Origin of the sequence: Pseudomonas sp. SC3(2021) (genome assembly GCF_019856535.1) — a bacterium.
Classification (GTDB): Bacteria; Pseudomonadota; Gammaproteobacteria; order Pseudomonadales; family Pseudomonadaceae; genus Aquipseudomonas; species Aquipseudomonas monsensis.
The window spans coordinates 5,159,445-5,181,463 of record NZ_CP082236.1 but is presented as its reverse complement, the minus strand read 5'-3'; the positions used below and the strand labels follow the sequence as shown (position 1 = coordinate 5,181,463).

The 22,019-nt window shown below is 60.8% G+C and carries 12 protein-coding genes and 2 riboswitches; of the genes, 6 read left to right on the top strand and 6 right to left on the bottom strand.

What is annotated here, in order from left to right; translation table 11 throughout:
- The first annotated feature begins 438 nt into the window (after positions 1–438).
- Positions 439–1,512 carry an ABC transporter substrate-binding protein gene (locus K5Y35_RS23065; protein WP_222833048.1) on the top strand — a complete coding sequence of 358 codons (1,074 nt, stop codon included), beginning with the start codon at positions 439–441 and terminating at the stop codon, positions 1,510–1,512.
- A gap of 6 nt (positions 1,513–1,518) precedes the next feature.
- Here K5Y35_RS23065 and K5Y35_RS23060 read toward each other — a convergent pair whose 3' ends face one another.
- Positions 1,519–1,737 carry a DUF2970 domain-containing protein gene (locus K5Y35_RS23060; protein ID WP_123468196.1) on the bottom strand — a complete coding sequence of 73 codons (219 nt, stop codon included), beginning with the start codon at positions 1,735–1,737 and terminating at the stop codon, positions 1,519–1,521.
- A gap of 160 nt (positions 1,738–1,897) precedes the next feature.
- On the opposite strand from K5Y35_RS23060, the gene K5Y35_RS23055 reads away from it, so the two are divergent.
- A complete protein-coding gene (locus tag K5Y35_RS23055) occupies positions 1,898–9,151 on the top strand; it encodes an NEL-type E3 ubiquitin ligase domain-containing protein (protein WP_222833047.1) in 7,254 nt (2,417 codons plus the stop codon).
- Positions 9,152–9,205: 54 nt separating this feature from the next.
- On the opposite strand, the gene metH is transcribed toward K5Y35_RS23055, so the two are convergent.
- Entirely contained in the window at positions 9,206–12,916 is a 3,711-nt protein-coding gene (gene metH, locus K5Y35_RS23050) for a methionine synthase (protein ID WP_222833046.1), read from the bottom strand.
- A gap of 155 nt (positions 12,917–13,071) precedes the next feature.
- Between metH and K5Y35_RS23045 the strand changes: the two genes are divergently transcribed.
- The 3 genes from K5Y35_RS23045 to nfuA all read left to right on the top strand — a co-directional run bounded on the left by K5Y35_RS23045 (position 13,072) and on the right by nfuA (position 17,203).
- Positions 13,072–15,354, top strand: a complete 2,283-nt coding sequence (locus tag K5Y35_RS23045) for a fatty acid cis/trans isomerase (RefSeq protein WP_123468202.1) — start codon at positions 13,072–13,074, stop codon at positions 15,352–15,354.
- Positions 15,355–15,538: 184 nt separating this feature from the next.
- Positions 15,539–16,561 (top strand): acyltransferase family protein, encoded by a 1,023-nt coding sequence (locus tag K5Y35_RS23040; protein ID WP_186745805.1) that lies wholly within the window; start codon positions 15,539–15,541, stop codon positions 16,559–16,561.
- 57 nt (positions 16,562–16,618) lie between these two features.
- Positions 16,619–17,203: a Fe-S biogenesis protein NfuA gene (gene nfuA, locus K5Y35_RS23035; protein ID WP_003225494.1), complete on the top strand. Its 585-nt coding sequence runs from the start codon at positions 16,619–16,621 to the stop codon at positions 17,201–17,203.
- A gap of 200 nt (positions 17,204–17,403) precedes the next feature.
- On the opposite strand, the gene cobM is transcribed toward nfuA, so the two are convergent.
- From cobM to K5Y35_RS23015, 4 genes are all read right to left on the bottom strand, one after another.
- A complete protein-coding gene (gene cobM, locus K5Y35_RS23030) occupies positions 17,404–18,150 on the bottom strand; it encodes a precorrin-4 C(11)-methyltransferase (RefSeq protein ID WP_128614877.1) in 747 nt (248 codons plus the stop codon).
- Positions 18,151–18,229: 79 nt separating this feature from the next.
- Complete coding sequence (locus K5Y35_RS23025) at positions 18,230–18,643, bottom strand: cobalamin biosynthesis protein (protein WP_123468208.1); 414 nt, start codon at positions 18,641–18,643, stop codon at positions 18,230–18,232.
- Positions 18,640–19,341: a CbtA family protein gene (locus K5Y35_RS23020; protein ID WP_222833045.1), complete on the bottom strand. Its 702-nt coding sequence runs from the start codon at positions 19,339–19,341 to the stop codon at positions 18,640–18,642. Before K5Y35_RS23020 ends, K5Y35_RS23025 begins: the two co-directional genes overlap by 4 nt.
- Positions 19,342–19,352: 11 nt before the next feature.
- The gene (locus K5Y35_RS23015) at positions 19,353–19,550 is read right to left on the bottom strand and encodes a CbtB domain-containing protein (RefSeq protein ID WP_123468212.1); all 198 of its coding nucleotides are present in this window, start codon (positions 19,548–19,550) and stop codon (positions 19,353–19,355) included.
- A gap of 119 nt (positions 19,551–19,669) precedes the next feature.
- A riboswitch (cobalamin riboswitch) is annotated at positions 19,670–19,892 on the bottom strand.
- 742 nt (positions 19,893–20,634) lie between these two features.
- Positions 20,635–20,845, top strand: a riboswitch (cobalamin riboswitch).
- A gap of 99 nt (positions 20,846–20,944) precedes the next feature.
- Between K5Y35_RS23015 and cobW the strand changes: the two genes are divergently transcribed.
- Positions 20,945–22,018: a cobalamin biosynthesis protein CobW gene (cobW, locus tag K5Y35_RS23010; protein WP_034154301.1), complete on the top strand. Its 1,074-nt coding sequence runs from the start codon at positions 20,945–20,947 to the stop codon at positions 22,016–22,018.
- Position 22,019 lies beyond the last annotated feature (1 nt).

Sequence of the window (22,019 nt, the reverse complement as noted above, 5' to 3'; positions counted from 1 at the left end):
GCGCACGGCCGCGCACTCCCTAACGGAGCCGGGGCAATATACCCGTTTGCAGTTATGCGCAAAAGTGATGTTTGAGTATATGTAAAGAACCAAATCGCCTAACGAGAACGGGTGTCAACTAACCCACATTTGTCGTGCGGGCAATCCTCGTCTTAACTGTGGTCGAGTCTTTCTGCAATCACCGATAAAACCGACAAGAGGCGATGCAATGAGCAATCCGACCAAGGCAAGGAAAAGCGACAGCAGCGTTGATGCGTGGGCCATTCTGTTCCTGATCATTCTGGTGGTGGGAACGGCGGTATTCTGGGTCAGTCATCAATAAACGACCCATCCGGGCCCGTTTTCGACGATTGTCGGACAAAAGGCGGGATTACGTGCCAATAGCCGGTTGATCGGTGGCTATAATGCGCGGCCATTTTTCCCTGGGCCCGGATGTTCATGTTGAAAATTTTCCACCTCAGCCTGCTGCTGTTAGGGGCGCTGTTCGCGACCGCTGCCAGAGCGGAATCGGTGCTGTTACTTAATCCGGGCTCGACACAGGAAGCCTTCTGGCTCAGCTATTCGCAATTCATGCAGGCGGCCGCCCGGGATCTGGGCATCGAGCTGCAGATTCTCTATGCCCAGCGTCAACCCGAATTGACCATCGCCCAGGCCCGGCTGGCGCTGCAAGGGCCGAATCGCCCCGACTACCTGATGTTCGTCAACGAGCAATACGTTGCCCCGCAGATTCTGCGTCTGGCGGAAAACAGCGGGGTGAAGCTGTTCATGGTTAACGCCGCGCTGACGCCCAACCAGCAAGCGCTGGTGGGGGAGCGACCCGATCGAATCGGTAGCCTGGTGCCGAACGACGAGGAGGGCGGTTACCTGATGATGAAGGAGTTGATTCGCCTGCATCCGCCGGTCGCGGCCAATGAAGAGATCGAGCTGCTGGCGTTCTCCGGTCTGAAAATCACGCCGTCGGCGCAACTGCGCGAACACGGCATGCAGCGCGCACTGGCCGAACACCCGCAAGTGCGCTTGCGGCAGATGGTCTACAGCGGCTGGATGCAGCAGCGGGCCTACGAACAGGCCCGGCAATTGTTCAGTCGTTATCCGAAGGTGTCGCTGGTGTGGTCGGCAAACGATGAAATGGCCTTCGGTGCGATGCGCGCGTTTGCCGAAACCGGGAAGACGCCGGGCAAAGACGCGCTGTTCAGCGCCGTCAACACATCACCCGCAGCCTTGCAGGCCGTGATCGACGGGCGCCTGAGCGCGCTGGTCGGTGGGCATTTCACGCTGGGCGGGTGGGCACTGGTCGAGTTGCATGATTATCAGCAGGGCGTCGATCTGAATCAGTACGGTGGGCGTGACCGGCAAATCCCTCTGTTGCAGCTGATCGACAAGCACCACGCCCGGCAAATGCTGGCGATGGGCAACACGCCGAACTATGGCGTGAGCTTCCGCAAACTCTCGGCCAAGGGCCGACCGTCTTCCTATCGCTACCCGTTCACTCTGCAAACCCTGATGCACTGAAGCCGCTCAGAGACCGGCGAAGTGCAGCACCAGTTTGACGATGGCGAACAAGGTCAGCGCGAACACGGCCGTGAACAGAATGCCCAGGATCACGAAATGACTGGGTTTGCCATGGGTGAAATCCCTGGCCCGGTTTTTCCCGCTCTGCACCCCGAACGCCGCAGCCATGACGCTGTGCAGCATCTGCCAGAAGGTCGGTGGTTTGTTGTCGATTGGATCGTCCATATATCCCTCGTCGCGCACATTGACCTGTAGAGCATAGACAACCTGACGCGGTCCGGCAGTTTACACAGTCGGTTACCAATTTCTGTGCAAGCGATACCTATGTACCGCAAGTGCTCGCCACTGAGATGGTCTTCTTTTCACTCCATTAAAAGGAGTGAACATGATCAGTAATTCTTCGCCTCCAGGCTTGAGCGGGCCTGCGCCGTCCGTTCCGGTGAAACCGCTCGCCACCCGTAGCCTGCACGCCGACTTTCTTGAAAAATCGATACCCCGCTGGCTGACCGACGCCTCGACGCAACGCCGTCGGGCGCTGAAGGGCAGCCACACCGTCCTGCCATCGTGGTATCGGAACGCTTCGCCCGCCCGGCGTAAGGCGCTGGACGACAGCTCAACGGCCAGTCTCATCGCGCAAAACCGGCTGGATAAAACCCTGTCCTCGTTTCAGGACATCGAGGCCTTCGCCCGGCCGCTGCTGCTCAAGGCGCTGCGCGAGCAGTATCAAGTGCAGGTGGATGTCGACAACACCCTGTTGTGCCTGCGGCGTCCACTGCAGGTAGGTATTTTGGCCATTGAGCTGTCGTCGTTCGAGGTTCTGAAACTCTCGATGCTGGACGCCGCCCTGCACAACTTCGAGGCCGACGAATGCCGACCCGGGGCCTACCATGAAACCTCCGGTTTCGTTGTGGTGGGCACTTCGCCGGACACCTTCCATGCGGTGACCGTCAACGTGTCGGTCAGCCAGTTTCTGAGCCTGTGCCGTCACCTCGACATCGGCAAGCAATACCAGACGTACTTGCGCGGCTTCTTCCATCCGACGGATGCGGTGGCGGCAACGGCGTTCCGTCAGCAGTTCATCGCCAGTCAGAAAGCCGCGATGCGCGCGGCTGCCGAGCTGGCCCTCTTGAAAGAGGATATCGAGCCGGCGCACTACGCCATGATTGTGTCGGTCATCAACGATGAGCTGAATCCGTCGGTCGGCCATAAACCGGTCTGGTTCCGCGATCTGGCGGTCATGGACAAAAGGCTGACCGGATGTGTGGTGTTTTCGATCTGTGAAAAGTACCGCTACAGCAATGAGTGGGTTTTTTATATCCCCCATGACCCGGAGCATCCCTTCAAATGCTATCGCGGCGATCAGGCCACGGCGGAGTTCAAGCGCTTGCTCACAGCGCGGCACGCTGGCAACGCCACGAGCGCCGAACCGACTGATTACCAGCGGTTCCTCAGTCAGTTCCTGCCTTACGAGGCGCGTGGGTATTATTTCAGTCAGTTCACCCGTAAGGCCGCCGACTCTCCGAGCGATTACTGGCGTTCACCCTGGCGCACGATTCTCGATCTGGGCGCCGGCGCAGCATTCACCCGGATCAGGGAGCTACCGCCGCCGCCGGCGGCGAAACTGGAACCGGAACCTGACCCTTACATTGCGCCGTCGATCTGGACACAGCGGCGCAGAGGCCTTTGGGAGGAAAACCAGAGCCTCTGGGAATACCTCTACACCGAGAGTTGCGCCAAGGTGCTGGCCGATGCTCGCAGCCACGCCGTGCCCAGCGCTGATGTCGATGTCAGGGCGCGCGATGCCAAACTGGCGCATCTGCTGCAAATCGGCATGCTCGGTCTGAACATGGTGTCGATGTTCGTGCCGGTGCTGGGGGAGGTCATGATGGTGGTGATGGCCGGTCAGTTGCTGTACGAAACCCTTGAGGGCGCAGTGGAGTGGGGCGAGGGCGACCGCAGGGCGGCCAAGGATCATTTGCTCGATGTAGCTGAAAACCTGGCGCAGATTGCGGTGATGGCCGGGGTGGGTGTCGGTGTGCGCAGGTTCTCGGCAGCCAGGCCTGAACCGGTGATCGAGCAATTGCATCCGGTAACCTTGCCCAATGGCGAAACCCGCCTCTGGAAGCCGGACCTCAGCGCTTATGAGTCCAGTGTCGTGCTGGACGCCAACGCTATGCCGAACGAAGCGGGGCAGTATGAGGTCGGTACGCAGACCTTCATTCGTCAGGGCGACCGCGTTTATGAACAGTTTCTCGATGAGTCACTGGGCAAATGGCGAATCCGCCACCCGAGCGATACCACGGCCTATCAGCCGATTCTTGGCAGCAATGGCCGCGGCGCCTGGCGGCATACGCTGGAGCGCCCCCTGGAATGGGACCGTCTGACGCTGTTACGGCGCCTGGGGCACGAAACCGACGGGTTCTCCGATGCCGAGCTGATCAGGATTGCCGACGTCAGCGGCGTCAGTGACAACGCGTTGCGCAAGATGCACGTCGATCACGCGGTGCCGCCGCCGGCGTTGACCGACGCTCTGCGTCTGTTCAGGGCTGATGCGGGCGTCGACGAGGTCATCGAGCAACTGCGCGGAACCAGGCCGATCAACGAGAAATATCTCTACGCCTTGCCATTGATGACTGACCTGCCCACCTGGCCGTTGGGACGGGTGCTGGAGGTGTTCGAAGGACCGCAGTTGAGCGGCGCGTCGGTCAAATACGGTGAGCGCTGGCGGGTGCCCGGTGTCGACGCCAGGCCGGCCATTCGCTTGACGCGTTCGCAGGTCCTGGGTGGAGAACTGAACCGCCGGATTGTGGCCAGCCTCGATCAGGCTGAGCTGGGTCAGCTGTTGCGCGGACGCGGCCCGCTGGCGCCCGACGCCCGGGCGCCAGCGCTCGGTGAATTGCTGGCGGAATACGCCAGCGGCCGCCAGTCGGCGATTTTCGACAGTCTTTATGCCGGCACGCCATCCCGGGACCGGCAGGTCACACTGCTGCAGCGAACCTGTCCCGGTCTCAGCGAGTCTGCCGCTCAGGAAGTGCTCCATCATGCCGCGGCGGATGATCTCGAGCGGCTCGCGCAGACCCGTCGTGTGCCGTTGCGCATGCTGGAGGAGGCGCGCTGGTATGCACGACAGGGGCGGCAGACCCGGGCCTATGCGGGGCTGCGCAGCGACAATCAGGCATCGGCCGACAGTCGACGCCTGGCCTTGCAGATGTTGCAGCGGATGCCGGGCTGGCCCGACAACGTGCGCCTGGAAGTTCGCGATGGCAGTACGACCGGTGCATTGCTCGACAGTATCGGTGACGTGCCAGCCCTGCACAGGAAATTCCTGATCAAAAACGGCCCGCAGTTTCAGGCGTTCGATGAGCGGGGCGAGGCGCTCAACAGCCTGTCCAGGGAGGGTGACAATTTCTATGCGTCGATCCTGCACGCGCTGCCCGATGACGCTCGCCGTAGCCTGGGCATCCCCCATGTCGGTCAAGGTGCTGACTTGCAAAGCCGTATCATCGAGCAGGCCGGGCGCAATCGTGCAGATGTCCTGCAGGCCCTGGAGCCACAGGCGAAGTTGTTCAAGCCCCCCGTGCGGGTCAATGAGACCCTGGTCGGGTATTACGCCAGTGGTCGCGGCCAGGCATTCAACCCGCCACTCACAGCGAAGGTGCGCGATGTCTATCCGGGGCTGAGCGACTCGCAGGCCAACGAATTTATACGACAGCAATCGCAGGCAGGTCTGTCCGAAGGGCAAATCTACAGCGAGTTGTTGCGCCGTGAGCAAGAATGGGCCGCGCAGAAGGCCACGCTTGAAGCGTGGATCGGGACGCCGGAGGTGGTGCCGCGCGATCCCTTTGGTCGACCGATGCCGGAAACCGCGCAACAACGCCGCAGGAATACCGCACAAGCATTTGAAACAAGCTGGCGTGCGGCACCGTTGGCCGCGCAAGAGCCGCGTGCTGCGCGCCTGGAGATCGACAGCGAAGACCTGTTGCCGACACTCACGGCGGATTTCAGCCACGTCCGTGAATTGTCGGTAAGCGGAAGCGGCCTGACCGATGCCAATGCCGATGGCTTTCTCGCACGATTCCAGGGCCTGGAAAAGCTCAGGATAGGCTCGCGTAGCGAGCTGTTCAGGTTCATACGAATACGTATTCAGGAATTGACCAACCTGCCACGTTCAGTCAGCAGGATGACCACGCTCAAAAGCCTGAGTTACGCGTCCCACATGAGCCTTCCTGCCGATTTTGCCCCGCGACTGGCACCACTCACGGCCCTTGAGGCGCTGGAAATAAAGATTTACGGCACAGACACGGTGTTCCCGGAGCGCTGTCTGGCATCGTTGGTGAATCTGAAAACCCTGACCCTCCACGCACCTCACATGACGCAGTGGCCGGTCGAAACACTGGATCTGCCCGCACTGGAACGATTTGATCTGAGCAACACGGCGATCAGCTCGATCCCTGAGGCGTTTTACACCGGGCATGAGAAGCAATGGGCGGGGTTGTCGCTGAATTGGCGAAAGGTCGCTTACGAGGACTTCACGCGTGCCTGCGAGTACGTCAAAAGCCACGAGGCGGCACTGGGCCACTTGATGGATGTGGAGCAGATGGTGCGCAGTTACGTCCAGGGCGAACTGGAATTTCTGATGGGCATACGCGGCTACCTCGATCCGCTCCCTGAGCGACTGCTCAACCTCGACCTTGAGGCCATTCAGGCGCTGAGTGTCGAGTACGCCGGGATATTCCGGCCGTTTCATGAGCCCATCCAGTCCTCGGGATTGCGCACGGCCAGACTGCTGCCGCTTTGGAACGAAGTGCCGAATTCCAGTTTGCTCAAAGCGCTGCAGAGTACCTGGCGCAATGGCGTGAGCCAGCGGTACGGTGTGCCCGTCAAGCAGGCACTGTTCGAGCTGCCGCCGGCGGACGCGTATCTGAGCCTGCACGGTAGTCCCCGGTTCAAAACGCTGCCCGTGTTGCCCGCCGGAGCGTTTGACCATGTGAAGACAGTGCGCTTGCGTGAACTGGATGTACCTGCCGAGCATATTCGCGGTTTCGTTCAGGCATTCAGTGAAGCGCAAAGTCTCGAAATCGCTGACACCGAACTGACCGAGGTGCCGATCTCCTCCGCAGACTTGCCGCAATTGACCCGGTTGAATCTGGCCGGCAACAGCCTCTCTGTGACGCCGGTGGTACAGCAGCAGTTGAACGCTCTGACGAACATCGAAGACCTCGACCTCAGCCATAACCCATTGGGCCAGCTCGACCTGGGTGCCTTGACCCGGCTCAAGACCGTGAATCTGCGGGCCACTCGGCTCAAGGCATGGCCAAGGGACGCAGAAAACATGGCCGGGTTGACCTGGATCGACCTGCGTGACAATGCGCTTGCACGTCTGCCGGAGCAGGTGCTTGCGGACCCGGACACGCTGATCAAAGTCAATCTGACGGGTAATCCGTTCACGGCGGATAGCGCGTCTGACCTGACGGCGGCGCTGCATCGGATTGAAACGGCGCAAGGTTTGCCTGCAGGTACGTTGCAACGCTTTGCGCAGGAATCGGTGCCCGAGGTGTTTCCGCCGTCGGAAACCGGCTGGAGCGTGAGGCAAGGCCTGTTGCCGCTGCCCCGGCACACGTCCGCGCCTGCAGATACCGTCGGGTTCGCTGCGCGTTTGCAGGCGCTCGATCCACTGTTGAGTCCGCAACGGGCGCTGCAGCACATTGCGCACCTGCGCAATGCCGGCCTCAGTGATCTGCAGATCGAAGGCCGGCTCAATGACTGGAAGCAGACGGGTGAAACACTGGCTGTCCAGTTGAACGGCTGGCTCTATATCCGCGAGTTCCAAACGTCGAGAAGGTTTGTGTCGGCGCAAAGTCGCAGCCTGGCGGCGAAACAGATTTACCGCTGCTGGCTGGACGGGCTGATCGCGCCAACCCAAGAGAATGGGCAAGTGCTGGATCTCATGAAGGCGCAAACAGGCGACTTACCGGCTTTGCCCGTGCAGTTTCCCGCGGTGACACGCCTTTTGCTCACCGGTGTACGGATCACTGAGCAAGGCTCGAACGGGTTTTTGAGGGCATTTCCCGCAGTCGACACACTGGTGCTCGATGGTAATGACCTGGAGGCGATACCGGATGCCGTGCGAGGCATGTCGCGGCTCGAACGGCTGGAGCTCAATAGCAACCGTTTCACGGACCCGCGAACGTTGTATGAAGCGTTGCGAGGGGAGCGGTTGCGCTCGCTGAATGTGAGCAACAATCAGCTGGATACTTTCGATGTCAGTGCGTTCGGTCGCCTCGAAACCCTGAACCTGGCGTACAACGGCCTTCATGCCTGGCCCGTCGGCGCCCTTGAGTCAGAGAATCTGCACACTTTGGATGTGCGGGGCAATCACCTGCAAATGATTCCGGCCGGTCTGTTCGACGGTGGTCATGAGATGCTGGCGCGCGGCACCCGCCTGGAAGAAAACAGTCAGTTGTCGCGCGACAGTCTGGAGCGCCTGCGCGATTACAGCATTGCCCACGGCGATGGCGATGTCATGGGGATTTCCCGCAATGAACTGGATCTGCGCATCGCCGCGGCTAACCGTCATCCGGACAGCTCGTCAGAGTCTGACTCGGATTTGGAATGGGATTCCGACAGCGAAGAAGACCTTGAGCAGGTCGACCCACAGGCCAATGTGGAGGAACTGGAGTCCATCGACAACCCGGCCACTTATGTCGCGCCGGATGCCCTTGAACCCTGGTTGGCCAATACGACTGGCACCTTGCGTGACGAGCATGCGGCACTGTGGCGGCAACTGGCCGAGGCAGACGGCTACGGACCGTTCTTTCATCTGCTCTGGACGCTGCGCGACACCAGCGATTTCATACTGTCGCGTGCCCATCTGAGTTTTCGCGTGTGGGAGGTGATCCGGGCCGCCGCGGAAAACAGCGAGTTGCGCGAGAAGCTGTTTGTCGATGCGCAGACCCATGCGACGTGTGCCGACGGCCGTAGCCTGTCTTTCAGCGAGATGGAAACCCGGGTGTTCAAATACAACGCCCTGCGCGATGTGCCCCGGTGGTCTTCGGATCGGCGCGGCCGGGCCTTGCTGGACCTGTCGCGGCAAATGTTTCGGCTGGAGCAGGTCGATCGCCTGGCCGAGCGCGCCGCTCTCGGTGAAGATCGAGCGGAAATTCGCCTGCAATACCGGATCGGCATGACCGCCGGCTGGCCGGATGGGCTGGAATTGCCCGGACAACCGCAACAGATGCTGTATGGCACACCGATTCATGGACAGGCACTGCTCGATGCACGTCGCACCGTACTGGAGACCGAAGCGTCCGACGAGTTTCTGCGGAATCTGGTCTTGCGCGATTACTGGGTCCGCTACCTGGTAGAACGCAACCCTGAAACCTTCGCCACCCTTGAGCAAAATGCCACGCGACGACAGATTGAGGTCGAGGACACGTATCCGGACTGGCAAGGCGATGCACTGTCCACGGAGCAGTACCAGACGGCGATGAATCGGCTGGAGATCGAACTGACCACTGCGCGCAACGAGAAACTGATCGAGTTGTCGCGTGGGGAAATCACGAGGCTGGCAACCGTTGACGGGCCACCGCAGCAGGCGCGACCGGCTTCACCGCAGCCGGGCCCTTCATGGCGCCCGTGAACTGAGTGACCGGCAGGGCATGGGCGGCAACAGGCGCCCATGCCCTGGCAAGTCTCAGTTGTCGTAGCCCAGGTTCGGTGCGAGCCAGCGTTCGGTTACGCTCAGTTCCTGTCCTTTGCGCGAGGTGTAGCTCTGCACCTGGTCCTTGTCGACCTTGCCCACCGCAAAGTATTGCGCCTGCGGATGGGCGAAGTACCAGCCGCTGACCGCTGCCGCCGGGAACATCGCGTAGTGTTCGGTGAGGAACACCCCGCTGCGACCGGCGCGCATTTCGGCCGCCTCAGGGTCGAGCAGGGCAAACAGCGCGGCCTTCTCCGTGTGGTCCGGGCACGCCGGATAACCCGGAGCGGGGCGGATGCCGCTGTATTGCTCTTTGATCAGCGCCTCGTTGTCGAGGGTCTCGTCCTTGGCATAACCCCAGTGCTCTTTACGCACCTGCTGGTGCAGCCACTCGGCACATGCCTCGGCCAGACGGTCGGCGAGGGCCTTGACCATGATCGAGTTGTAATCGTCGCCGGCGTCCTGATAAGCCTTGGCCACTTCTTCGGCGCCGATGCCGGCCGTGGTGATGAAACCACCAACGTAGTCGGTGACGTCACTGTCTTTCGGGGCCACAAAGTCGGCCAGCGAGAAGTTCGGCTTGCCGTCGGTCTTGATGATCTGCTGACGCAGATGATGCAGTCTGGCCAACGGCTTGCCGTCATCGCCGTACAGCTCGATGTCGTCGTCATGCACCTGATTGGCCGGCCAGAAGCCGAACACCGCGCGGGCGCTGATCAACTTTTCGTCGATCAGCTTGGCGAGCATTTCCTGGGCGTCCTTGTACAGCGCGGTGGCGGCTTCACCGACCACTTCGTCTTCGAGGATGCGCGGGAACTTGCCGGCCAGGTCCCAGGAAATGAAGAACGGCGTCCAGTCGATGTACTCGGCGAGGACCTTGAGGTCGATATTGTCCAGCACCTTGCTGCCGGTGAAGGCCGGTTTGACCGGCTGGTAATTCGCCCAGTCGAACTGCGGTTTCTTGGCAATGGCAGCGGCGTAGCTCAGGCGCTCGGTACGGGCGCTGCGGTTGGAGGTGCGCTCACGCACATCGACGTATTCCAGGCGCGTCTTTTCGACGAAACCGGCCTTCAACTCCTTGGACAGCAATTGCGTTGCCACACCTACCGCACGGGAGGCGTCGGTCACGTAGACCACGGCATCGTTGCTGTACTTCGGCTCGATTTTCACCGCGGTGTGCGCCTTGGAGGTGGTCGCGCCACCGATCATCAGCGGCAGGTGGAAATCCTGGCGCTGCATTTCCCGGGCGACATGAACCATTTCGTCCAGCGACGGTGTGATCAGGCCGGAGAGGCCGATGATGTCGCACTTTTCTTCCTTGGCCACCTGCAGAATCTTCTCGGCCGGCACCATCACGCCAAGGTCGACGATGTCATAGCCGTTACAGCCCAGCACCACGCCGACGATGTTCTTGCCGATGTCGTGCACGTCTCCCTTCACCGTAGCCATGAGGATCTTGCCCTTGGCTTCGGGCTTGTCGCCTTTTTCCAGTTCGATGAACGGGATCAGGTGGGCCACCGCCTGCTTCATCACGCGGGCGGATTTCACCACTTGCGGCAGGAACATTTTGCCAGCGCCGAACAGGTCGCCGACGATGTTCATGCCGGACATCAGCGGGCCTTCGATCACTTCGATCGGACGGGCGAACGACTGGCGCGATTCTTCGGTGTCTTCGACGATGTGGGTGGTGATGCCCTTGACCAGCGCATGCTCCAGACGCTTGTTGACGTCCCAGCTGCGCCACTCTTCGGTCTCGGCTTCCTTGACGCTGCCGTCGCCCTTGTATTTGTCGGCGATGGCGAGGAGGGCGTCGGTGCCTTCCGGCGTGCGGTTGAGGATCACGTCTTCAACGGCGTCGCGCAGCTCCTGCGGGATCTGGTCGTAGATCTCCAGCTGACCGGCGTTGACGATGCCCATGGTCAGGCCGGCGCGGATCGCGTAGAGCAGGAACACCGAGTGGATCGCCTCGCGCACCGGGTTGTTGCCACGGAACGAGAACGACACGTTGGACACGCCGCCGGAGCTCAGGGCATACGGCAGCTCATCGCGGATGTAGGCGCAGGCGTTGATGAAGTCCACGGCGTAGTTGTTGTGTTCCTCGATACCGGTGGCCACGGCGAAGATGTTCGGGTCGAAGATGATGTCTTCCGGCGGGAAGCCGACTTCGTTGACCAGAATGTCGTAGGAGCGTTTGCAGATCTCTTTCTTGCGCGCTTCGGTGTCGGCCTGGCCGGCTTCGTCGAACGCCATCACCACCACGGCGGCACCGTAGCGCTTGCACAGCTTGGCGTGATGGATGAACTGCTCGACGCCTTCTTTCATGCTGATCGAGTTGACGATGCCCTTGCCTTGAATGCATTTGAGGCCGGCTTCGATCACTTCCCATTTCGACGAGTCGATCATGATCGGCACGCGAGAGATATCTGGTTCACCGGCGATCAGATTGAGGAAGGTCACCATAGCCTTCTTCGAATCGAGCATGCCTTCGTCCATGTTGATGTCGATCACCTGCGCACCGGCCTCGACCTGCTGCAGGGCGACCTCCAGGGCTTCGGTGTAGTTGTCTTCACGGATCAGACGGGCGAACTTGGCGGAACCGGTGATGTTGGTGCGCTCGCCGACGTTGACGAACAACGAGCTGCGATCAATGGTGAACGGCTCCAGACCGGACAGGCGGCAGGCCTTGGGAATGTCTGGAATCTGTCGCGGTGCGTAACCGGCCACGGCTTTGGCGATCGCTTCGATATGGCCCGGGGTGGTGCCGCAGCAACCGCCGACGATGTTGAGGAAACCGCTCTGGGCGAATTCTTCGATGACCTTGGCGGTTTGCGACGGCAGTTCGTCGTACTCGCCGAATTCGTTCGGCAGACCCGCGTTCGGGTGCGCCGAAACGTGGGTGCTGGCCTTGTTCGACAGCTCTTCCAGGTAGGGGCGCAGTTCACTGGCGCCGAGGGCGCAGTTGAGGCCCACGGAAATCGGTTTGGCGTGGGCCACGGAGTTCCAGAACGCTTCGGTGGTCTGGCCCGACAGGGTGCGGCCGGAAGCGTCGGTGATGGTTCCGGAAATCATGATCGGCAGTTCGATGTGCAGCTCTTCGAACACCCCTTGCACGGCGAAGATCGCCGCTTTGGCGTTGAGGGTGTCGAAAATGGTTTCGATCAGGATCAGGTCGACGCCGCCCTCGATCAGGCCTTTGGTGGCCTCGGTGTAGTTCTCCACCAGTTCATCGAAGGTGACGTTGCGGTAGCCGGGGTTGTTGACGTCAGGCGACAGCGAACAGGTACGGCTGGTCGGGCCGAGTACCCCGGCGACGAAGCGTGGCTTGGCCGGGTTCTCGGCGGTCTTGGCGTCAGCCACCTTGCGCGCCAGGCGTGCGCCTTCTACGTTTAGTTCGTACGCCAGTTCTTCCATGCCGTAGTCGGCCATGGAAATCCGTGTGGCGTTGAAGGTGTTGGTTTCGAGGATGTCGGCGCCGGCATCCAGATAGGCTTTCTCGATGCCGCCGATCACATCCGGACGGGTGATCACCAACAGGTCGTTGTTGCCCTTGACGTCACTCGGCCAGTCTGCGAAGCGTTTGCCGCGATAATCCTGTTCTTCGAGCTTGTAGCTCTGGATCATCGTGCCCATACCGCCATCGAGAATCAGGATGCGCTCTTTGAGAGCTTGCTTGAGAGCTTGAAGGCGAACGCTGCGATCGGACATTGGGACTACTCGAAAAGACCATGACGAAGGGCCGGGATCATAACAAACCTGTGCGGTTTTGGAGCATGTGACGGTTTTGCATGAATATCGCTCATGTTGGTGCGGGCGTCATCCTGTAGAATCGCGGCGTTTTTTTCAGGATCGGGATCAAGGGCATGTCGTACCGCGTCATCAGCATATTTTTGCTGTTTTTAAGCTGGGGCGCTGCTGCGCAAGATCCCACTATTTCCTATACCCGTGATATTCAGCCGATCTTCACCGAAAAGTGCGTGGCCTGCCATGCGTGCTACGACTCCGCCTGTCAGCTGAACCTGGGCAGTGGTGAAGGCGCCGCCCGTGGCGCGAGCAAGATGCCGGTGTATGACGGCGAGCGGACTCAGGCCGCGCCGACCACCCGACTGTTCTACGACGCTTTTGGCAAGCGTGCCTGGCAGCAGAAAGACTTCTATTCGGTGCTCGATGCCCAAGGCAGTCAGGCGGCGCTGATGGCGCGCATGCTGGAGCTGGGGCACAAAACCCCGTTGACCCCGAATGCCAAACTCCCTGAAGACATCGTCCTCGGCCTGCAACGGGAAAACATGTGCGCAATGCCCGCCGAGTTCGAAGGCTATGCCGGCGCTCATCCGAAAGAAGGCATGCCACTGGCGGTGACCGGTCTGACCGATCAGCAATACCAGACGCTGCAACGCTGGCTGGCGTCCGGTGCGCCAATTGACGAGCAAGGCCTGGCGCCCAGCGCCAAAGAGGCACTGCAGATCGTGCAGTGGGAAAACCTGCTCAACACCCCCGGTGCCCGTCAGAGTCTGGTCGGACGCTGGCTGTACGAGCACTGGTTTCTCGCGCACCTGTATTTCAAGGACGGCGAGCCAGGGCATTACTTCCAGTGGGTGCGTTCGCGCACACCGACCGGCCAGCCGATCGACCTGATTGCCACCCGCCGTCCGAACGATGATCCGGGTACTCAGGTGTACTACCGCTTGTGGCCCGTGCAAGGGGTGATCGTGCACAAGACCCACATCACCTATCCGCTGAGCGCGGCGAAGATGGCGCGGGTCAAAAGCCTGTTCTACAGCGGCAACTGGCAGGTCAACGCTTTGCCGGGGTATGGACCGCAGAGCCGGGCCAACCCGTTTGCCACGTTCGAGGCGATCCCGGCACAGGCGCGTTATCAGTTCATGCTCGATAACGCCGAGTACTTCGTTCGCACCTTCATTCGCGGGCCGGTGTGCCGGGGGCAGATCGCGACCGACGTGATCCGCGACAACTTCTGGGCGCTGTTCCAGGCGCCGGAGCACGACCTGTATATCACCGACCCGAACTATCGCGGCCATGCCACACCGTTGCTGGCGATGCCGGGGCAGAACGATGACGTCGGCAGTGTCCTCAGCCTGTGGCGCAACTACCGCGACAAGCGTAACGAGTACGAGGCCCTGCGCCGCGACAGCTACGCCGACCAACCGCCGCCGAGCTGGTCGACCCTGTGGGCCGGCAACGACAATGCGCTGTTGAGCATCTTCCGCCACTTCGACAGCGCCTCGGTGACCAAAGGCCTGATCGGCGAAGTGCCACAGACTATGTGGCTGTTCGATTATCCGCTGCTGGAGCGCACCTATTACCAGTTGGCGGTCAACTTCGATGTGTTCGGCAATGTCTCCCATCAGGCGCAGACCCGCCTGTATTTCGACCTGATCCGCAACGGCGCCGAGCAGAATTTCCTGCGCCTGATGCCGGCCGATTCCCGTGAGGACTACCTCAACGATTGGTACCAGAGCAGCGGCCAGTTCAAGATGTGGCTCGATTATGAGGCGATCGACGACGACAAGCCGACCGGGCTGAAACTCGCAGGGAAAGACCCCAAATATGACTTCGCCATGCAGTTGCTGGCGCGTTACGGCGATCTCAATGCGCGGCCTGATCCGATCAACCGGTGCGACGGCGCGTATTGCTCGCGGCCGAATATCGACCCGGCGCTGCAGAATGCCGAACAGGCCCTCAGTCGCCTTACATCGCGCCCGGCTGCCGGCTTGAAGGTGATCGAACAACTGCCGGAAGCAACGATGTTGCGCATCGAGACCGCCAGCGGCAAGCGCGAGGTCTACAGCCTGCTGCGCAATCGCGCGCACAGCAACGTGGCGTTCCTGTTGGGCGAGTCGCTGCGCTATCAGCCGGGGCTCGACACCTTGACCATTTATCCTGGGGTACTCAGCAGTTATCCGAACTTCATGTTCAATATTCCGGCCGATCAGGTACCCGCGTTTGTTGACGCCATGGAGCATGCCAAGGACGCCGACCGCTTCGAGAAAATCGTCGAACGCTGGGGGATTCGTCGCAGTCATCCGCAATTCTGGTTCTATTTTCACGACCTGAGTCAGTACATGCACGAAACCGAGCCGGTGGAAGAGGGCGTACTGGACATGAACCGCTACGAGAATCTTTGATCGTTTGAGTGGGACCTGCTGTCCCAATACCTGGCGACACCGCGAAACTATTGTAGGAGTGAGCCTGCTCGCGATCGCGGTGTGTCAGGCGCATCACATGTTGATCGGGCTGACGCCATCGCGAGCAGGCTCACTCCTACAAGGTATCGGCGGTGGTTTCGAGCGATCTGGTCAGGAGCGGTCAATGTTGATTTCAGTGCAAGCCCTGCGTGCACTTGCCGCCTGGACGGTGGTTTGCCACCACTTCATGCAGATTTTCTTCGACTTCAAGGCACGTGGGCCGCTGGGGCAGTTGTTCATCGACAAAGGCGCGGTGGGGGTCGATATCTTCTTCGTCATCAGCGGCCTGGTGATTTTCCTCTCCACTGAGGGCAAGTCGCTGCCGCCGACGCGGTTTCTGCTGTACCGGCTGTTTCGCATCGTCCCGGCGTATTGGCTGTACACGTTGCTGATGGCGTTGCTGGTGGTGTTCGCTCAGCCGCTGTTGCCGGATCAGTCGCTGGACTGGAACCATCTGCTCCTGTCGCTGCTCTTCATTCCGACCGAAAATCCCGGTGGCTACGGCATTTATCCAACGCTCAATGTCGGCTGGACGCTCAATTACGAAATGCTCTTCTACGTGCTGTTCGCCTGGGCTCTGCTGTTTCGCCTGGAAGTGCGGCTGCTGGTGGTCGCGGCGTTGCTGTTCGCGGTCAGTCAGGCGTGGACCGGGTTTGGCTGGATCAGCGCGTTCTATCGCTCGGATATCGTCTATGAGTTTTTGCTGGGGATCGCCATCGGCATGCTCTACCGCCGTGGCTGGATCGGTGCCGGCCTGTGGCTGCCGTTGCTGGGAATCGGCGCGGCGTTGCTGGCCATTTATCACCTCGCGCCGGCGCCAAGGCTATTGAACTGGGGCGTGCCGAGCGCGGTGCTGGTGCTGTCGTGCATGGCGCTGGAGCGTTATGTCGAGCGCAGCCGAGTGCTCAAGCTGCTCGGCGACTGCTCCTATTCGGTGTACCTGATGCATGTGCTGGTGCTGTCGGCCGGTGGTTTCCTCGCGCAGCGCTACGGCATCAACCCGTATTTGATGTTTGGCGTCTGTGTGCTGGCCATCGGCGTCGGTTCGTGGCTGAGCTACGAATGGGTGGAAAAGCGCAGTTATCGCTGGCTCAAGGCGCGAGTGGACGACGAGCCGGTCGAGAATCTTTCCCGACAAAAATACTAGGACTTTGTCCGGCGCAACGATTGGCGTAAACTGCGCCCAAGCCTGCGAGGAGTTTCCATGACCGCTATTACCATTACCGACGCCGCCCACGATTACCTGGCTGATCTGCTGTCCAAGCAGAACACCCCGGGCATCGGCATCCGCGTCTTCATCACCCAGCCTGGCACCCAGTACGCCGAAACCTGCATTGCCTACTGCAAGCCGGGCGAAGAAAAACCCGAAGACACCGCGCTGGGGCTGAAAAGCTTCACCGCTTACATTGATTCGTTCAGCGAAGCGTTTCTCGACGACGCCGTTGTCGACTACGCCACCGACCGTATGGGCGGCCAGTTGACCATCAAGGCGCCAAACGCCAAAGTGCCGATGGTCAACGCCGACAGTCCGGTCAACGAGCGGATCAACTACTACCTGCAGACCGAAATCAACCCGGGGCTGGCCAGCCACGGCGGTCAGGTCAGCCTGATCGATGTGGTTGAGGATGGCATTGCCGTGCTGCAGTTTGGCGGCGGTTGCCAGGGCTGCGGCCAGGCGGACGTCACCCTCAAGGAAGGCATCGAGCGCACCTTGCTTGAGCGCATTCCCGAGCTGAAAGGTGTTCGCGACGTGACCGACCACACGCAGAAAGAAAACGCCTACTACTAAGTAAGGTGTTCACTGCGGACATGAAAAACGGCGCCCCGTGAGCGCCGTTTTTTTATGCACTTGATTAATGAGTGCCTGTTTACTGTGTGGTGAGGGGATTTATCCCCGATGGGTTGCGAAGCAGTCCCAGAAAAGGAACTGCTGCGCAGTTCATCGGGGATAAATCCCCTCGCCACAGGTTGTACCCAATCCCATATGATTCAGGGCCTGTACAGGTGCGCATGCCCCGCGCGATACAACGATGACTCGCTAAACACCTCACTGCCCAACACCCGTCCAACCAGAATCAGCGCCGTACGCCGAAACCCTTTGGCTGCAACCTTCCCGGCAATATCCGCCAGCGTCCCCACCACCCAGTCCTGATCCGGCCACGTCGCCCGGTGAATCACCGCAATCGGGCAATCCGCGCCGTAGTGCGGCAGCAGCTCCACGAGGATTTTCTCCAGATGATTGACCCCCAGATGAATCGCCATGGTCGCGCCATGCTGCGCCAGACTGGCGAGTTCTTCGCCCGCCGGCATCGCGGTTTTGTCGGCATAACGGGTCAGAATCACGCTCTGCGACACATCCGGCAGGGTCAGTTCGGCGCCTAACAACGCCGCACACGCCGCTGTTGCCGTCACGCCGGGGATTATCTCGAACGGAATGTTCAGCTCACGCAGATGGCGAATTTGCTCGCCGATCGCGCCGTACAGGCTCGGATCGCCCGAATGTACGCGCGCCACATCCTGACCGTTGGCATGGGCGACCTTGATCAATTCAATGATCTGCTCCAGATGCAATTCGGCGCTGTTGACCACGGTCTCGGCCTGATGCCCCTCCAGCACCGCCGCCGGGACCAGCGAGCCTGCATAGATGATCACCGGGCAGCGACGGATCAGCCGCTGGCCTTTGACGGTGATCAATTCCGGGTCGCCGGGGCCGGCGCCGATGAAGTAGACGGTCATCGTGGAATCCTTTGAAAACAGCCGCAGCAACCCTTCAGATGAAGATTGCTCATGATCGAGGGCAGGGATTATCGGGGGTTTACGCAGCGCCGGCCAAGGCCAACGTCGCCTGGGCGTATTTTTGACGGGAAATCAGCAGCTTTGCCGGGGCCTGAATCAGTTGTTCGGCCAGGGCCAGGGCGGCACTTTCCGCCACGCCGTAACAACCGGTTCGCTCGTAGGCGATCTGCGAGTGGTGACTGAGCCGTTGCTGATAACCGGCCAGTTCTGCGCTGCTGAAGTACAGCAACGGCAGAGCCAGTTGTGCGGCAAGTTCCTGCAAACCCGGTTCATCACGCTTGAGGTCGATACTGGCCAGGGCCTTGACTGCCTCAAGTTCAATGCGATGGGCCTGCAAGGCCTGATCGAGTAACGCGCGCAGCGTGCTGGCCGGGCAGCCACGCTGGCAGCCCAGGCCGACCACAAAGGTCGACGCTGCGCGGTCATTCATCATACGTGGTAGTGACCATCGTTTTTGCGGCGGAACAACCACGCGCTGATCAGGCCCAGGGCCAGCCAGAACGCCACGTTGGTCAACTGCGAAGCGATTTTGAACTGGGCTTCAAGTGCTTCAGGGGCGAGCATGGAATGCACTTCCGGTTGTGGCGCGCCAATCACATGTGGCACCGCAAGGATCGCTACCCCGAGGATCTTCATCACCCATGGACGGCTGAAGGCGATCAGCGCGAGGCCGACGGCCGTGGACGCGGCGGTACCGATCCACCACAGCTGCCGCGAGGCCAGATCGGCGGCAGCGGTGCCGGGCAGTTCAGGCGGCAGGCCCAGCGTCGGGGCGAGGACGAAGGTGGCGTAACCAGCCAGGCCCCAGAGCAGGCCTTGCGAGGTTTTGGTCGGTGCACGCAGGGTGTACAGACCGGCGAGCATCAGCGCGAAACCGACCGCTACCACCAGATTGCCACCGGTGGTCGAAGCCACACGCTGCCAGCCGTCCTCCGGCTCCCAGGCTTCGGCGTCGTGGGTGTGCGCCGCGGTGCCGGCAGCGTGTTCGTGGACCGCAACAACCGGTTCGGCTTTTTCAAAGGTTTCAGCCTGCAGAATCAGTGGCGAAACCCAGAAGCTCTGCAGCAGCGTCAGGAGCAGGGCGGCCAGCAGCCCGGTAAAACCTGCGGTTTGCGCAATACGCTTGATCATGTCGGCAGGTCTCAGTGGCACGGGAACGCGGCGCTGTGGCGGGTATCGTGAGCGGCGTTGTGCACCGCTTCGATGTGCGAAAAACCGGCGAAGTAGACGAGGCCGGCACCGAGGATCGAGGCGAAGAACGCCGCGATCAGGCGTTGGCTCAGTGTGGCGGTGCTGGCAATTTTGTCTGTGTTGCTGGCGGTGCTGCTGATGATCGACATAGCGCTTCCCTCTGGAGTGTCAGCGGGTGAATAGAGCGCATGAAAACCCCTGCGAGTCAGGCACGCAGAGGTTCGAACAGCGCCCGCCCACCGCGGGTTGTCAGGTTCAGCGACGCAAATGCGCGCTGTGTGTTGCGGGCCGGTCTCCGGGCTCACGAGGGGTTGGCGTCAGGCCGACCTGCAAGCGTCACCTTCCCATGCCGCAGGGACACAGTGGATCTGACGCTTCGCTCGCTTACCGTTGCGGGGGCAGCACCGGACTGACATGGCTTTGAGTAAAGCACATGATTCACCGGTTTCCCGTTTCACCCTGTGAAGGGCACCCGTAACAAGTTGTGTAGGAGAGCATGTGGGGGGGAATTTAGTCAATTGAATGGGCATATCCGTTGCTTCGGGTGTTGTTGATTGGGGTTCCGCCCTTACGGCGGGTCACTTTTTCCAGACGCTGGAATGCCGGCCCAGCGGAAAAAAACCAAAAAGGCTGCCCCGGCGTCAGTCTGCAAGAGCTTGGTCGGCTGTCAGGCCGCCATCGCTGGCAAGCCAGCTCCCACAGGGATTGAGGTCAACGGGTAGACGTTGGTCGTCTGGCTGGTCGTCATCGCGAGCAGGCTCACTCCTACAGGTGGATCGCGAGCGGTCTGCAAGAGCCTGGTCGGCTTTCAGGCCGCCACCGCTGGCAAGCCAGCTCCCACAGAAAAGCAAAGGCAGCACACAGCACACAGCCCTTGCTTCTCACCACTCAACACAATGAGCGTTAGCTCGAGTACCGCTTTTGATCTCAGCGCCCGTCGGCAGGCTGAGTGGAGGGATTTAGCCGGGGGTGGGAGCGTAGCGACCGTTTGGCGCAGCCAAACACATCGAGAGGAGGTGCAGCGAAGCAAACCGGAGGCGATGCCCCCCGGATCAATCCCGGAGCGAAGGGACCCGAGCCTAGGCGAGGGCCGAACGTCAGGGTAAAGCCTTTTTGGTTACTTTTTCGGCGTCTGGAAAAAGTGACCCGCCGTAAGGGCGGAACCGCCAGCAGCAACACCCGCAGAAACGAATACGCCCCCAATCCAAACATTGACCCATCCCCACACCATGCGTAGCCTTGCGCTTTCGAGGTTCTTCGGCACATGCCGAAGCTAAGAAGGGAACGCGGTCAAAGCCGCGGCTGCCCCCGCAACTGTGAACGGTGAAGTTCGCTGCCACGCCACTGCCAGCTCGATCAAAGAGCCAGCGGGAAGGCGCAGCGAATGCCAGGCCAAGCCTGAACGCCGTCAGCCAGGAGACCTGCCTCGTCACAGATTCTCACTACAACCGGGCGGGGTGATCCGGTGGCGAACGCTTCCGGCGCGCATGCGCGTTGCCGGTTCTCGTCCCGTATGCCCGCCGCTTTGCCAAAGGGCATACCGATGAAAACACTGGCCAAACTCCCCGTCACCATCGTTACCGGCTTCCTCGGTTCGGGCAAAACCACGCTGCTGCGGCACATGCTCGACAACGCCCAGGGCCGTCGTATCGCGGTGATCGTCAACGAGTTTGGCGAGTTGGGCATCGACGGCGAAATCCTCAAGCAATGCACCATCGGTTGCACCGAAGAAGAAGCCACCGGCCGGGTCTACGAACTGGCCAATGGCTGCCTGTGCTGCACCGTTCAGGAAGAGTTCTTCCCGGTGATGCGCGAACTGGTAGCCCGTCGCGGCGATCTCGACCATATCCTCATCGAAACTTCCGGGCTGGCCCTGCCAAAACCGCTGGTGCAGGCTTTCCAGTGGCCGGAAATCCGCAGCGCCTGCACTGTTGATGCGGTGATCACCGTGGTCGACAGCCCGGCCGTGGCCGCCGGCACTTTCGCTGCGTTCCCGGATCAGGTCGATGCTCAGCGCAAACTCGATCCGAACCTCGATCATGAATCGCCGCTGCACGAACTGTTCGCCGATCAACTGGCCAGCGCTGACCTCGTCATTCTGAACAAAGCCGACCAGACCAGCCCTGAAGATCTGGCGCGTGTACGCGCTGAAGTCGCCGAAGAACTGCCGCCGGCGGTGAAAATCATCGAAGCGAGCAACGGTCGTCTGCCGCTGGACGTGCTGATCGGCCTCGGCGCCGGTTCCGAAGAACACATCGACAGCCGCCACAGCCATCATGATCACCACCATGGTGAAGGCGATGACGACCATGATGACCATGATCACGACGCCTTCGATTCGATCTCCATCGAACTGCCGCAAGCCGACGAAAGCCTGCTGCTCGACGCCCTGACGCAACTGGTGGTCAAGCACGGCATCCTGCGTGTCAAAGGTTTCGCCGCCATTCCGAACAAGCCAATGCGCCTGCTGATTCAAGGCGTGGGCACGCGTTTCGACAAGCATTTCGACCGTCAGTGGGGCGCCGATGAAGCGCGCGTCACCCGTCTGGTGCTGATCGGTCAGGAACTCGACGCCGCACAACTCGAAGCGCAACTGCGCGCCGCGCTCAGCGTTTAAA